Genomic DNA, 13,603 nt, shown 5'->3' with positions numbered 1-13,603 from the left:
CCGCGGCAGCCGGGCCGGTTCCCCCGGCTGCCGCGCGGCGATGCGTTCACCCCGTGTGAACCGGCGGGTGGGGCGTCACTTCGCCAGGAAGGCGAGGAGGGCGGTGTTGACCTCCTCCGCGTGGGTCCACAGCAGGCCGTGCGGGGCGCCCTCGATCTCGACGTAGTCGGCGGAGGGGAGCGCCTTGTGGAAGGGGCGCGCGGTGCCTTCGGCGGGCAGGATGCGGTCTGCCGTGCCGTGCAGTATCAGGGCGGGCACGTCGATGGCCGGGATGTCGGCGCGGAAGTCGGTGTACCAGGTCGACGGGGCGGCGGAAGCGGCGAAGGAGCCGCCGCCGGACGCGGTGTTCCAGCTGTTGCGGACCGCTTCCTCGCTGATCCGCGTGCCCAGGTTCTCGTCGAGGTTGTAGAAGTCGTTGAAGAAGGCGGTGTAGTAGGCGTAGCGGTCGGCCTTGACCGCGGCGACGACTCCGTCGAAGAACTCCTTCGGGGCCACGCCGTCCGGGTTGTCGTCGGTCTTGAGCAGGCAGGGCTCCAGCGAGGCCAGGAAGGCGACCTTGGCGACGCGGGCGGAGCCGTACGTGGACACGTAGCGGGCGACCTCGCCGGTGCCCATGGAGAAGCCGACGAGGACGGCGTCGTTCAGGTCGAGGGTCTCCATCACGGTGTTCAGGTCGGCCGCGAAGGTGTCGTAGTCGTAGCCGGTCGTCGGCTGGGAGGACTGCCCGAATCCGCGGCGGTCGTACGTGATCACGCGGTAGCCGGCGTCGAGCAGCGCGGCGCTCTGCCGCTCCCAGGAGTGGCCGTCGAGCGGGAAGCCGTGGATGAGGACGACCGGCTGCGCCGTGCCGTGGTCCTCGTAGTAGAGGTCGACGGCGGTGGTGTTCTCCTGGCCCACGGTGATGTACGGCACGGGTTGTCTCCTCGATGCGAAGTGGCTGGTCCGCGCCTCTGTGCGGGGCGGAACGCCGCCACGCTACGGTCGGGCAAGCCCCGCCTGTTGTCCCACCACGCACTGCGTCTTGCCCCTGAGCGCAGGGTTCTGCCCGGTACCCCGGACGTGCCCGTCGGCTCCCGCGATTCCTGCCTGTGGTTCTGCCTGGAGACGGAAACGGCCCGCTGCTTGGCTGTTCGGTGCGGGCAGGAACCCGGGCCTCGCCGAAGTGGTCCGGTTGCGCTCCGGCGAGGTCGCTGCCCGCATGACGAGCCGTCCGGCCCTGCCGGGCGCCGGCCGTCGCCTTGCGGGGAGGTGGAGCTTCTGTTCCCGCCCGTCGCAGCCCCGGAGTCACTTCCCCTGAGCGGAGAGCAATTTGAGCTTGGTGTTGACGACCGCCTCCGTGCCGGACCGGGACAAGGTCGCGTACTGGAACGATGCGGTGAGCAGGACGCTGGTGCCGATGACGGTCGCCCCTCGGGGCGACGGGCCGTTCGACGGCCGGATCGCCACCGACCGCCTCGGATACCTCCAGGTCTCCACCATGGAGGCCGACGCGGAGCGGGTCAGCCGCACGCCGGCGCTGATCGCCAGGTCGTCCGAGGCGCTGGTGGCGGTCGGTGTCCAGGTATCCGGCACGGCCACCTTCGTCCAGGACGGCCGGCGGGCCGAGGTGGGTGAGGGCGACCTGGTGGTGTACGACACGACCCGGCCGTACTCCTTCGACTATCCGCAGCGGTTCGCCACGCACGTCTTCCAACTTCCGCGCCGCACACTGGGCGTGTCGGACAGCGACATCCGGCAGGTCACGGGCCACGCCATCGGCACCGGGGACGGCTTCGGCGCGATGCTGCTCCCGTTCCTGGCCACCCTGGCCTCCTCCCCGGCCGACGGCTACCCGCCGGCCGTCGCGGACCGGTTGGCCGGCAATGTCGTCGACCTGTTCGCCACCCTGATCGCAGAGCGGTCCCACCCGGGCGGCACGGACGCGGACGCACGGGGGCATCTGATGCTGCGCATCCGCGACCACATCAACCGGAACCTGGGCGACCCGGACCTGTCACCGGAGCTCATCGCCCGGACGCACCGGATCTCCGTACGGTACCTGCACCGGCTGTTCGAAGGCGAGGGGACCACCGTCGGCCGGCTCATCCGGCAACGGCGCCTGGAGGAGTGCGGCCGCGAGCTGGCCCGCCGCGGCAGGACAGCCCCCACCGTGTCCGCCGTGGCCCAGAGGTGGGGCTTCGTCAACGCCGCCCACTTCAGCCGGGCCTTCCGCGCCGCCTACGGCGTCTCCCCCCGTGAATGGCGCAACCTGCGCACCGCCCAGGACGACCTCCCGCCGTCCAGCGGGTAAGGTCCCCGCTCGGAGCGGCGCCGGCCGCCCCGTGCCTGCGGCGGCAGTGCCCGGCCCGACAGCCGCCGCACCCGCGTTCGGCCGCTCGGCCGAGGACCCGGTGCACCGAACCACCCTTTCGCTTCAGGCCCTCTCGGCAGGAGACCGTGTGTGACCGACTTCGTCCCTTCGTCCGCTCGGCACCCGGTCCTGGACCACCCGACCGCGGCATTCGTGGCCCGGCACACCTGCCCGCCGTCGGCGCACGACCCGGACCTGGAACAGGCCCGTCTGGACCTTGCGCGTCTCCAGGGGCAGGACGCCCCCGACCCTCTCGACGAGGAAGCCACCTCCACGGAGTGGTTCGCACTGCCGGGCGGGCCGACCGGTCACGTACGGGTGCAGGTGGTCAGGCCCGCCGACAGCGTCGGCGAGATCCCCGTCGTGCTGTTCCTGCACGGGCTGGGCTGGGCCCTGGGCGACGCCGACACCCATGAACGTGTGGTGCGCGCGTTCGCCCTCGGCACGGACGCGGCCGTGGTCTTCGTCGAGTACGAGCGCGCCCCCGAGGCGCAGTATCCGGTCGCCGTCGAGCAGTGCTACGCGGTCGCGCAGTGGATCTGCGAGCGAGGCGGCGAAATCGGCCTGGACGGAAGCCGGATGGCCGCCGTGGGCGACTCGGCGGGCGGCAACCTGGTGGCGGCACTGACCCTGCTCGCCAAGGAGCGCGGAGGGGTGCGGCTGCTGCTGCAGGTGCTGCTCTGCCCGGTCACCGACGCCGGCTTCGACACCCCCTCGTACCAGGAGTTCGCCAACGGTTACTTCCTCGGCCGCGACACCATGCGCTGGTTCTGGGACCAGTACCTGCCCGACGTACGGCAGCGGAGCCAGGCCACCGCGTCACCGCTGCGGGCCTCCCTGGAACAGCTCACCGGACTCCCCCCGGCACTGGTGGTCACCAGCGAGGCCGACGTGGTGCGCGACGAGGGTGAGGCGTACGCGACGAAGCTCCGGGCGGCCGGCGTACCGGTGGTCTCCATGCGCTACCACGGGACGATCCACGGCTTCATGGTGCTCGATCCGCTACGCGACACCGACGCCGCCCGCGCCGCCCTCGTCCAGGCCCTCGACACCGTGCACGTCGCCCTGCACCGGCACCGCGGCTGAGCCCTCCGCGTTGTTCACTCGGCGGGGAGCGAGTCCAGGAGCTTTTGTGCGGTCTTCAGCTCTTTGCCGTCGACCGCGTCGCCGAGGGCGAGAGCCTGCCGGAGGCAGGAGCGGGCTTCCTCGGTTTCTCCCAGTGCGATCAGGGCCTCTCCCAGATACAGGAGCGTCTCACCCTCGCTGCGGGGAATGCCGATGCGGTGAAACTGGTCCCGGGCACTGCGATAGTGGTCGGCGGCCTCGCGCCACCGCCCCAAGGCGGCGTAGTCGTCGCCGAGAGCACCGCTCACAAGGGCGCGGTAGGTATCGGCTGCGTGCCCGCTCACCGGGCAGTTGGGCGCATCGAGGAAGGCGATGATGCGTTTGTGCTGGGTCAGGGCTTCCTCGGCACGGCCGAGTTCGCGCAGAGTGGCACCGTGTGGGCCCATGGCTTCGATCCAGCCCTCGTACTCGCCGGCGGCTTCGAACAGGTCGGCGGCGGCGCGCGCCTTTTCGAAGCCCTTCTGGACCTCGCCGAGCCGCCGGTGGGGAAGTACCGCGTTGACCAGTGCCCAGGCCTGCTGAGAGGTGTCCTGTGCACGGCGGGCGTGTTCCAGCGCCTCGTCCGCCCGTTCGATGCTTTCGCGGTACCTGTGCTCGCAGGGGCCCAGGACAACGGCGTAGTGGTTGAGGTGGACAGCCTGCAGGTAAGGGTCGTCGAGGGCGGCAGCGGCTTCGCTGGACAGGCGGAAGACCTCGGGCCAGTGCCCCCAGAAGAGCGAGAGGGCGCAGTACCAATCCAGGGCATCGGCGGTCTCGACGACCCTGGTGTGCTCACCCCGACGGGCCGCGCCGCGCAGCGCGGCGAGCCAGGCAAGGGCCTCGCTGTCCAGCCAGGCCCGGGCCTGTTCGGCGCTCTCCAGCGGGACCAAGCCCTGCCAGGAGGACGGCGGTGCCCCGTACGCGGGCTTGTACCAGCGACCCGCGACCACAGCCGTCTCCAGCAGCCAGGTGCACAGCCGGTCGTCGGCTGCTTCCCGCTCGCCGGGTTCCTCCTCGAGGGACAGCCGGGCACGGGCGAAGAGCCGCAGCAGGTCGTGCAGTTGGTAGCGGCCGGTGAAGGTGGCCTGGAGCAGCCCGGCCTCGACCAGCTCCTCCATCACGTCCTCGGCCTCGAAGACGCCGGTCGCGGTCAGAGCGGCGCCGTAGGCGGCGGTCATGTCCGGCCCCGGGACCAGGCTCAGCAGCCGCAGCAGCCGCGCGGCCTGGCCGGTCAGTTGCCGGTAGGACAGCTCGAACGCGGCCTCCACCCGCACATCGCCCGCGGCCAGGGCGCCCAGGCGGCGTTCTTCGTCGGCCAGGCGGCGGACCAGGTGGGCCACGCTCCACCCCGAACGGATCGTCAGCCAGTTTCCCGCCACCCGCAAGGCCAACGGCAGATGCCCGCACAGCTCCGCCACCTGCGCCACGGCCTCGGCTTCCGCGTCGGCCCGCTCGGCACCCAGGATCCGGCGCAGCAGATCGACCGCCTCGTCCTGCGCCATCTCCGACAGCGCCAGGCGGTCGACATCCTCAAGGCCGGTCAAGGACCGCCGACTGGTGACCAGCACCAGGCTTCGCCCGCCCGCAGGCAGCAGCGGCCGGACCTGCCCCTCGTCACGGGCGTTGTCCAGGACCACCAGGCACCGACGCTCGCGCAGCAGTGCCCGCAGCAGCCCCGCGTGGCCCTGCGGATCCTCCTTCGCCAGCCGGCGGTCCGACACGCCAAGGGCCTTGAGCAGCTTCAACAGCGCTTCGCCCGTGTCCACGGGGCCTTCCACCCCGTGCAGGTCCACCACGAAACACCCGTCGGGGAACTCCTCCGCCAGATCCGCTGCCGCCTTCAGCGCCAGCGTCGTCTTCCCGCACCCCGGAGGACCCGAGACGACCCACACCGACACCTCTCCGCCGGCACGGGCCCGTTCCGCCGCCTCCCGCAGGAGCGCCAGCTCCGGTTCGCGCCCCGTGAAGTCCCCCACCGATCGCGGCGGCACAACCGTCCCCGCCACCGCGACGGCGCGTATCGGACGCGCCGCCCGCGCCGCGGCCAGCAGCGCCTCCCGCTCCGCGTCCGCGAGCCCCAGCCCCTCCGCCAGCGCCACCACCGTGCGCCGCTGCGGAACCCGACTGCGCCCCCGCTCCATATCGCCGATGGCCCGGACACTCACACCCGACGCCTCGGCCAACTCCTCTATCGTCAAACGGCCTTGCTGTCGCAGACCACGCAGAACAACACCGAAGGACTTCTCTCCGGACACAACCCCTCATTCCTCCCCCCGAGGGAAGAATACGGCGTGCTTGTCCGGGCGAAGCCGCAGGGTGGCGGTACCAACCGCCGTGCCGAGCCCACCCCGGAGGGTGGACTCGGCACGGCCCCCAAGCCGGGCTGTAGGTCAGTTTGCGGTGGCCCGGACCGCGTCCTGGATCAGCTCCGCCACGGCCTTGGGCTGGGCGAGCATGACCAGGTGCGAGGAGTCGACCTCGACGGTGGTCATGCCGGCGCGCTCGTAGCCGTAGCGCTCGACATCGGGGTTGATGGTCCGGTCGGAGGAGGCGACCAGGCCCCATGACGGCTTGCTCTTCCACGCCGCGGCCGGCGCCGCCTCGCTGAAGGCCCGCGCGGCCAGGGGCCGCTGGGAGACGGCGAGCACCGCGGCGAGCTCGGGGTCGACGTCCGCGGCGAACAGGGCGGGGAACCTCTCGGCCTCCACCGAGACGTCGGTGCCGGTCTCGTCGGACCCCGCCACGGGGAACGGCGTGTAGACGAGCGCGTCGGCGAGGCCGGAGTCGGGGAAGCGCCCTTGCAGCTCGCCCAGGCTCTCGCCCTCCTCCAACGCGTATCCCGCCAGGTAGACGAGCGCACGGACGTTGTCCTCCGTGCCGGCGAGGGTGATGACGGCGCCGCCGTAGGAGTGCCCCACGAGGATCACGGGGCCGTCGATGCCACGTATCACCGAGGCGATGTACGCGGCGTCGTCGACGAGGCTGCGGTTGGGCACCGCCGGAGCCACCACCTCCAGGCCTGCGGCGGTCAGTTCGGGGATGACGCGGGCGTAGCTGGAGGCATCGGCGAAGGCGCCGTGGACCAGTACGACGGTGGGGCGGGCGGATCGGGACATGCGAGAACTCCTCGGTGCGTGGGTGGCGGTGTGGAAGGCGGAATCGTCGTGCTCAGAGGCCGAACCGTGCGCGGCGCGCCTCGGGCACCAGGTCGGCGTAGTCGGGGTGCTTGCCGATCCACCCCCGGATGAAGGGGCAGTACGGCAGGACGTCCAGCCCGCGGGCGCGGGCGTCGTCGAGGGCTCCCCGGGCGAGCAGCCCGCCCAGGCCCCGGCCGGCGAACCGGGGATCGGTCTCGGTGTGGATGAAGGCGAGCTCGCCCTCCGAGAGGAAGTACTCGGCGAAGCCCGCGGTCTCGGTGCCGTCGTCGCCGGCGAGGATCTCGTACCGGGACCTCTCGGGCCGGTCCATCACGTGCGGTTCCATGGGCGCTCCTGTGCGCTGGCGGTGTTCGTGGGTCGGTGGGTGGGTTCAGAGCGTGCGGCGCACGCCCGCCTGGCGTTCCAGGTTGCGGAGCTGGACCGCGAGGTCGCCCTCGACGGCGGCGTGGGCGGGGCCGCTGCGGCCGATGGGCAGGACCTCCTCGCTGCGCATGTCCTCCAACATCAGGGCGAACGCGGCGTACATCGCGACGAGCGCCACCAGGAGGCCGAGGACCCCGGAGGTGCGCGTGAGCCATTCGGCGCCGGTGAGACCCGACAGACCGGTGGCGGCCCAGCGGGGCAGGGAGACCGCCAGGACGAGCCACAGCGCGCGCTTGGGCCGGGTGACGGCGGTCATCAGTGCCCCGAAGCAGAGGAGCGCCAGATTGAAGACGCCCAGCACGCGCAGGCCGTCGGCCGCGCCGCTGAACATGACGAGTGCGTAGGCCAGCCAGCTGCCGGCGAAGACGGCCATGAGCGTCGCCGCGATCACGTCACGGGCACCGAAGGCCAGGACGCTCACGAGGAATTGCAGGGCGAAGGCGGGCAGTACGCACAGGGCGACGGCGCCGCGGGCCGCGTCCTCGAAGAGCCCGAGCTGCATGCATCCCGTCATCACGGAGGCGATCGCCACGGTGAAGAAGCCCAGCGGCATCGGTGAGGCGATGGGGCGCAGGTTGATCCGGGTCATCGACCGGAGGTCCGGTTCGAAGCGGCGTCCCGGTGGGGCGTCCGGCCGGCCGTCCGGCGCTTCGTCGGCGCCGCCGGCGGCGGAGGGCGAGGCTGTACTCATCGTGTGGGTCTCTCGTTCAGTGCGCGAAGCAGGGGTCGAAGAACGGCGGAGGCGTTCGGGGATCGGCGCCCCGGTCGACGCGCCACCGGCGGTGCTGCTCGGACTCGGCGACGGCCTCGGCCACGAGCGACGCCTGGCGGGCTCCGCCCTGGTAGCCGCCGAAGTGGGCCACCGGGCTCCACTGCGGACTGACCGGCGGAACGGGCTCGTCGAGGCCCTCGTACTCCGCGCTCGCGTAGACGATGCGGCCGCCGACGACGGTGAGTACGGATTCGATGTCGGGGATGACGGCCTCGGGCACGGTGAGGTAGTCGTCGGACAGGATCGCGAGGTCGCCGTAACAGCCCTCCCGCAGGATTCCCTTGACGTCCTGCTCGCCGGTGAGCCGCGCGCCGCCGCGGGTGTAGAGGCCGAGGGCGGTCTCCCTGCTGATCAGGTTCCCGGCCGGGTAGAGCGCGGTGCCGCCGACGGTGCGTCCGGTCACCAGCCAGTGGAGCGCGACCCACGGGTTGTACGAGGAGACGCGGGTGGCGTCGGTTCCCGCGGCGACGGTCAGGCCGCGGTCGAGCATGGCCCGCACCGGCGGGGTGTGGGCGGCGGCCTCGGCACCGTAGCGGTCGCGGAAGGCGGTGCCCTGGAAGGACATGCGGTTCTGGACGGACAGGGCGCCGCCGAGGGCCGCGATCCGGTCCAGGCTGTCGGCCGAGACGGTCTCGGCGTGGTCGAAGAGCCAGCGGTTGCCGCCGGGGAAGAGTCCTTCCGCCGCGAGCTTCTCGAAGACGGCCAGGTCGCGGCGGATCGTCTCGTCGTAGGTCGCGTGGAGCCTGAAGCCCCAGCCGTTCTCCACCAGGAGCCGGACGGCCTGCTCGAACTCGGCCTCGTACCCCTCGGCGAGCTCGGGACGGGGTTCGGAGAAGTTCTCGAAGTCGGCGGCGGCCCAGGTCAGGTTCTCGCCCGCGCCGTTCAGCCGGAGCCACTCGTCCCCGTCCTCGGGCTTGACCATCCCGGTCCAGCGCTTCAGGTCGGCGAGCTCCTGCCCGGCCGTCTGCGGGAACAGGTGGTAGGCGATCCGCAGGGACAGCTCCCCCGACCTGGCGAGGTCGACGACCGTGGCGTAGTTGTCGGGGAAGTTCTGGAAGCCGCCGGCGGCGTCGACCGCGGAGGTCAGCCCGAAGCGGTTCAGCTCGCGCAGGAAGTGTCGCGTCGACGTCCTCTTGTCGGCTTCGTCCAGGGCCGGCGCCTTGGCCAGCGTCGAGTACAGGACGAGCGCGCTCGGCGCCGCCAGGAGGATCCCGTTGGGTTCGCCGTCCCGGCCCCGGACGATCTGGCCGCCGCGCGGATCGGGGGTGTCGCGGGTGAATCCGGCAGCCCGTACCGCGGCCCGGTTCATCAGTGCGGACTGGTAGAGGTGCAGGACGAACACCGGGGTGTCGGGGGCCGCGGCGTTCAGCTCGGCGACGGTCGGCATCCTGCGCTCGGCGAACTGTTCGGCGGTCCAGCCGCCGACGACCCGGATCCACTGCCCCTTGGGGGTCCGGCCGGCCTGCTCGCGCAGCATGGCCAGCGCGTGGCGGAGGCTGCGCACCCCGTCCCAGCGCAGCTCCAGGACGTAGTTCAGGCCGCCCCTGATGACGTGCAGGTGCGAGTCGTTGAGGCCGGGGATCACCCTGCGGCCGAGGGCGTCGACGACCCTGGTGCCCGGCCCGACGAGGTGGGCGAGCTCGTGGTCGTCGCCGAGGGCCGCGACCCGGCCGTCGCGGATCGCGACGGCGCGGGCTTCGGGGCGGCCGGGGTCGCCGGTGAACACCTTCGCGTTGCGGACGAGGAGGTCGGCCTGCGAGGGTTCCTGCCGCGTGGCGGGAACCAGGCCCGCCACGGGCATGCTCGTCGACGGCCCGATCACGCCAGGGCCTTGCGCAGGGTGCTGGTGGCGACACCGATGGCGAGTTCCGCGGCCTGCGTCTCGCGCAGTGCGTTCAGCATGACGAAGTCGTGGATGGCCCCCTGTACGCGAAGGGCGGTGACGGGGACCCCGGCGGCGCGGAGCTTCGCCGCGTACGCCTCGCCCTCGTCGCGCAGGACGTCGGCCTCGGCGGTGATGACCAGGGCGGGCGGCAGGCCGGTCAGCTGCTCGGTGGTGGCGCGCAGCGGCGAGGCGGTGATCTGCGCGCGCTCGGCCTCTTCGGTCGTGTACTGGTCCCAGAACCACTTCATGGCGTCGCGGCGCAGGAAGTAGCCCTCGGCGAAGGCGTGGTACGAGTCGGTGTCGAAGCTCGCGTCGGTGACCGGGTAGAAGAGGACCTGGTGGGTGAGGCGGACGTCGCCGCGCTGCTTGGCCATGAGGGTGAGGGCGGCGGTCATGTTGCCGCCGACCGAGTCGCCCGCGACGGCGGTCCGGGTGCCGTCGAGCCCCTTGTGGTGTCCCTCGCGGGCGATCCACTGGGCGACGCTGTAGTTCTGCTCGATGGCGACGGGGTAGCGGGCCTCGGGCGAGAGGTCGTACTCGGGGAAGACGACGGCCGCTCCGGCGCCGACGGCGAGTTCGCGGACGAGCCGGTCGTGGGTGTGCGCGTTGCCGAAGACCCAGCCCGCGCCGTGGATGTAGAGGATGACGGGGAGGGGGCCGGTGGCGCCGCGCGGGCGGATGATCCGGGCGCGGACGTCGCCGGTCGGGCCGCCGTGGACGGTGACCCGTTCCTCGTCGACGGCGGGCAGGGGGACACCCGCACCGTTCTGGACGTCGTCCACGGCCTTGCGGCCGTCCGCCACGGGTATCTGGTAGAGGAACGGCGGCTGGGCGGTGGCGTCGGCGAAGGCCTGGGCGGCGGGTTCGAGGGTCGGGGTGTTCGGCATGAGGTTCTCCTTCGTAGGACGTGCGTACGGGCGGGTGCTCAGCGGGTGCCGCACGCGGCGTCGAGGATCACGTCGGTGACCACGGCCGGGCGGGAGACGGCCACGGCGTGCGACGCGTCCACCTCGGTGGTGTGCGAGCCGGCGCGCCGGGCCATCCACCGCTCGGCCGCCGGCGGGATGTTCTTGTCGGCGGTGGCGATCAGCGCCCACGACGGGATCGTCTTCCACGCCACGTCCTGAGCCTTCTCCTCCAGCGCGGCGGTGGCGACCGGGCGCTGGGTCGCGGCCATGACCGCCGCGTCGGCGGCGGGCACATCGGCGGCGAACTGGCGGTGGTACTTGGCCTGGTCGATGACGAGTTCGGTGCCGGTGCCGCCGCCGGGCAGCGGGTACGGCTGCGGGTTCACCGTCTCGCCGAGGGTGGAGCCGGGGAACTTGGCGGCCAGCTGGGCCGCGCTCTCGCCCTTGTCCGGCGTGAAGGCGGCGATGTAGACGAGGGCCTTCACGCGGCTGTCGCCCGCGGCGGCGCCGCTGATGACGGCGCCCCCGTACGAGTGCCCGACCAGGACGACGGGGCCGTCGACGCCGGCAAGCACGCCGCGGAGGTAGGCGGTGTCGTCGGAGAGGCCGCGCAGCGGGTTGGCGGTGGCGACGACGGGGTAGCCCGCGCGGCGCAGTCGCTTGATCGTGCCGCTCCAGCTGGAGGCGTCGGCGAACGCCCCGTGGACCAGGACGATGGTGGGCTTGGGCTCGTGCCGGTCGGTGCCGGCGGCGGGCGAGCTGCTCGCGGGTGCGGCGGCGATCAGGGAGGCAAGCGTCGCGGGCAGGGCGAGAGCGAGGGCGAGGGGGCGCTTCGTGGGAAGCATGTGCGGTTCCTTGTCGGGTGGGTGCTTGTGTCGGTGCAACGGATGGACGGGTGAAGCGCGCCTCAGAGGCCGTACGCCTCCAGCAGCCGCAGCCAGACTTCGCTGACCGTCGGGAAGGCGGGGACGGCGTGCCGCAGACGCCGGAGCGGGACTTCTCCCACGATGGCGACGGTGGCCGTGTGGATGAGTTCGGTCGCCATCGGGCCGGTGAGTGTGCAGCCGACGACGACGCCACGGGTCTCGTCGACGACGAGCTTGGCGTGCCCGCGGTAGTCGTCCGCGTAGAGCGCGGCTCCGGTGACGTCGTCGATGCGGTACTCCACCGCGCGTATCGCGAGGCCCGCTTCGCGTGCCGCACGTTCGGTCAGCCCGACGCTCGCGACCTCGGGGTGGGTGAAGACGGCCTGCGGGACGGCGACGTGGTCGGCCTCCGCGCTCCAGGCCTGCCCGCCGCCGGTGTCGGCGGGGCGGCCCACGGCTCGCTCGGCGATCGCCGCGGCGCAGGCGCGGGCCTGGTACTTGGCCATGTGCGTCAGCGGTGCACGGTGGTTCACGTCGCCGACGGCGTAGAGCCAGTCGCCGTCCAGGGCGGTGACGCGGCAGGTGTCGTCGACCGGGATCCAGTCGCCGGCCGGCAGTCCGACGCTCTCCAGGCCGAGGTCCGTGGTGCGCGGGCGGCGGCCGACGGCGGCCAGCACCTCGTCGCAGACGAGGGTGGCGCCGTCGTCGGTGTCCACGGTCACGGCACGTGTGGTCTCGTCACGGGCAACCCGGGTGGCGGAGACCCCGAAGCGGATCGTGACGCCCAGACCGGTCAGACCCCGGGTGACCTCTTCGCCGGCACACGGCTCCCAGCCGGTCAGCAGGGCCTGGTCGCGGACGAGCAGGGTGACGCAGGCGCCGAGTGAGCGCCAGGCGGTGGCCATCTCGCAGGCCACCACTCCCCCGCCGATGACGACGAGCCGCCCGGGCACCGCATCGGCCGTGGTGGCCTGCCGGTTGGTCCACACCCCGATCCGGTCGAGCCCTTCGACCGGCGGCAGCGCGGGTTCCGTGCCGGGGCTGAGGACGACCGCGAGCCGGGCCCGCAGGGTGCGGACCGTGCCGTCGGCCCCGGTCACCTCCACCCGGCGCTCTCCGGCGAGCCGTCCGTGCCCCCGTACGAGGGGTATGCCGGCGCCGTGCAGCCAGTCGGCCTGGCCGGTGTCGTCACCGCGGCCGGTGAAACGGTCCCGGCGGGCCAGGACATGCGCCGAGTCGAGTGCCGCCGTCACCGCCTGCCGTGCCCCGTCGACCGACCGCGCGGCCTCTCGGGCCGCGCCGGGACGCAGCAGCGCCTTGCTCGGCACGCACGCACGGTAGGAACACTCGCCGCCGACCGCCTCGGCCTCGACGACGACGGCGGTCAGTCCGGACCGGACGATCCGGTCGGCGGCGACCTCGCCGCCCGGCCCGCCACCGACCACGACGACGTCGTACGTGTCCTCCATCAGCCGCGCACCAGGGGGGTGTCCACGAGGTGCCCGGCCAGAAACCACACCTGCGTCTCGCCGGTGCGGACGACTTCGGAGACGAGCAGGTCGGTGCTGCCCTCGTCGCCCTCGGCCGAGATCCGGGCGGCAGCGTCCCGCGCGTCGATCAGGATCCGCTCGTGCGCGTCGAGGAGCCGCGACAGCATGACGGGGACCTTCTCCACGCCGTCCGGCGGCCGGGGAACGGACGTCAGCTCCGCGACGTGGCGCGGGTCTGCGACCGCGACGCCGCCCAGGCTCTGGATCCGCTCGGCCAGCGCGTCCACGATGGCCAGTTGGGCCTCCGCGTGCTTGTCCAGCATGAGGTGGAGCGAGTAGAAGGTCGCCCCGCGCATGAGCCAGTGGTGCTTCTTGTAGAGGGAGTACAGGATCTGCGTATCGGCGAGTACGCGGTTCAGCCGCTGGCAGGCGTACATGCGGGTGTCGTGGCCGAGGCCGATCGGCAGTTGCTTGAGCGTGCCGAACGCCTGGGTCTCGGCGCCCTTCTGGTGCAGCAGCGGCTGGCCGCCGCCGGGCGGGGGTGCGGGGGTGGGTGCGGGGGCTGCGGTGGGTGCGGTGGATGCGGTGGGTGCGGTGGATGCGGTTTCCATCAGGTACTCCTGGTAGGAGAAGTGGGAGGGCCCGGC

12 protein-coding genes are annotated in these 13,603 nt (G+C 72.5%); 2 read left to right on the top strand and 10 right to left on the bottom strand.

Annotated features, from left to right (window positions below; all coding sequences use genetic code 11):
- Window positions 1-75: 75 nt before the first annotated feature.
- Window positions 76-912, bottom strand: coding sequence for an alpha/beta fold hydrolase (locus ACZ45T_RS11050; protein ID WP_468439713.1), 837 nt, complete (start codon window positions 910-912; stop codon window positions 76-78).
- A 397-nt stretch (window positions 913-1,309) separates the two neighbouring features.
- On the opposite strand from ACZ45T_RS11050, the gene ACZ45T_RS11045 reads away from it, so the two are divergent.
- Both ACZ45T_RS11045 and ACZ45T_RS11040 read left to right on the top strand, forming a co-directional pair.
- A complete protein-coding gene (locus tag ACZ45T_RS11045) occupies window positions 1,310-2,290 on the top strand; it encodes an AraC-like ligand-binding domain-containing protein (RefSeq protein WP_468439711.1) in 981 nt (326 codons plus the stop codon).
- A 150-nt stretch (window positions 2,291-2,440) separates the two neighbouring features.
- Window positions 2,441-3,436 carry an alpha/beta hydrolase gene (locus ACZ45T_RS11040; protein ID WP_468439709.1) on the top strand — a complete coding sequence of 332 codons (996 nt, stop codon included), beginning with the start codon at window positions 2,441-2,443 and terminating at the stop codon, window positions 3,434-3,436.
- A 14-nt stretch (window positions 3,437-3,450) separates the two neighbouring features.
- On the opposite strand, the gene ACZ45T_RS11035 is transcribed toward ACZ45T_RS11040, so the two are convergent.
- From ACZ45T_RS11035 to ACZ45T_RS10995, 9 genes are all read right to left on the bottom strand, one after another.
- Window positions 3,451-5,709, bottom strand: coding sequence for a helix-turn-helix domain-containing protein (locus tag ACZ45T_RS11035; RefSeq protein WP_468439707.1), 2,259 nt, complete (start codon window positions 5,707-5,709; stop codon window positions 3,451-3,453).
- Window positions 5,710-5,844: 135 nt separating this feature from the next.
- Window positions 5,845-6,570, bottom strand: a complete 726-nt coding sequence (locus ACZ45T_RS11030) for an alpha/beta fold hydrolase (RefSeq protein ID WP_468439705.1) — start codon at window positions 6,568-6,570, stop codon at window positions 5,845-5,847.
- A 52-nt stretch (window positions 6,571-6,622) separates the two neighbouring features.
- Window positions 6,623-6,937, bottom strand: a complete 315-nt coding sequence (locus ACZ45T_RS11025) for a GNAT family N-acetyltransferase (protein ID WP_468439703.1) — start codon at window positions 6,935-6,937, stop codon at window positions 6,623-6,625.
- A 45-nt stretch (window positions 6,938-6,982) separates the two neighbouring features.
- Entirely contained in the window at window positions 6,983-7,726 is a 744-nt protein-coding gene (locus ACZ45T_RS11020; protein ID WP_468439701.1) for a GPR1/FUN34/YaaH family transporter, read from the bottom strand.
- A gap of 16 nt (window positions 7,727-7,742) precedes the next feature.
- Window positions 7,743-9,608 carry an amidohydrolase gene (locus ACZ45T_RS11015; protein ID WP_468440036.1) on the bottom strand — a complete coding sequence of 622 codons (1,866 nt, stop codon included), beginning with the start codon at window positions 9,606-9,608 and terminating at the stop codon, window positions 7,743-7,745.
- A 17-nt stretch (window positions 9,609-9,625) separates the two neighbouring features.
- Complete coding sequence (locus tag ACZ45T_RS11010) at window positions 9,626-10,579, bottom strand: alpha/beta hydrolase (protein ID WP_468439699.1); 954 nt, start codon at window positions 10,577-10,579, stop codon at window positions 9,626-9,628.
- A gap of 38 nt (window positions 10,580-10,617) precedes the next feature.
- Window positions 10,618-11,445: an alpha/beta fold hydrolase gene (locus ACZ45T_RS11005; RefSeq protein ID WP_468439697.1), complete on the bottom strand. Its 828-nt coding sequence runs from the start codon at window positions 11,443-11,445 to the stop codon at window positions 10,618-10,620.
- A gap of 62 nt (window positions 11,446-11,507) precedes the next feature.
- A complete protein-coding gene (locus tag ACZ45T_RS11000; RefSeq protein ID WP_468439695.1) occupies window positions 11,508-12,935 on the bottom strand; it encodes a dihydrolipoyl dehydrogenase family protein in 1,428 nt (475 codons plus the stop codon).
- Window positions 12,935-13,567: a Dps family protein gene (locus ACZ45T_RS10995; protein ID WP_468439693.1), complete on the bottom strand. Its 633-nt coding sequence runs from the start codon at window positions 13,565-13,567 to the stop codon at window positions 12,935-12,937. Before ACZ45T_RS10995 ends, ACZ45T_RS11000 begins: the two co-directional genes overlap by 1 nt.
- Between the last annotated feature and the right edge of the window lie 36 nt (window positions 13,568-13,603).

This window comes from Streptomyces sp. NPDC030995 (genome assembly GCF_055571215.1).
Note: the sequence above shows the minus strand (reverse complement) of the source record. Positions and strands in the feature narration are given on the sequence as shown.

Excerpts from the sequence above, each read along its gene's own strand:
- ACZ45T_RS11030 (WP_468439705.1), bottom strand. The coding sequence starts at position 6,570 with ATGTCCCGATCCGCCCGCCCCACCGTCGTACTGGTCCACGGCGCCTTC.
- ACZ45T_RS11025 (WP_468439703.1), bottom strand. The coding sequence starts at position 6,937 with ATGGAACCGCACGTGATGGACCGGCCCGAGAGGTCCCGGTACGAGATC.
- ACZ45T_RS11020 (WP_468439701.1), bottom strand. The coding sequence starts at position 7,726 with ATGAGTACAGCCTCGCCCTCCGCCGCCGGCGGCGCCGACGAAGCGCCG.
- ACZ45T_RS11015 (WP_468440036.1), bottom strand. The coding sequence starts at position 9,608 with ATGCCCGTGGCGGGCCTGGTTCCCGCCACGCGGCAGGAACCCTCGCAG.
- ACZ45T_RS11010 (WP_468439699.1), bottom strand. The coding sequence starts at position 10,579 with ATGCCGAACACCCCGACCCTCGAACCCGCCGCCCAGGCCTTCGCCGAC.
- ACZ45T_RS11005 (WP_468439697.1), bottom strand. The coding sequence starts at position 11,445 with ATGCTTCCCACGAAGCGCCCCCTCGCCCTCGCTCTCGCCCTGCCCGCG.
- ACZ45T_RS11000 (WP_468439695.1), bottom strand. The coding sequence starts at position 12,935 with ATGGAGGACACGTACGACGTCGTCGTGGTCGGTGGCGGGCCGGGCGGC.
- ACZ45T_RS10995 (WP_468439693.1), bottom strand. The coding sequence starts at position 13,567 with ATGGAAACCGCATCCACCGCACCCACCGCATCCACCGCACCCACCGCA.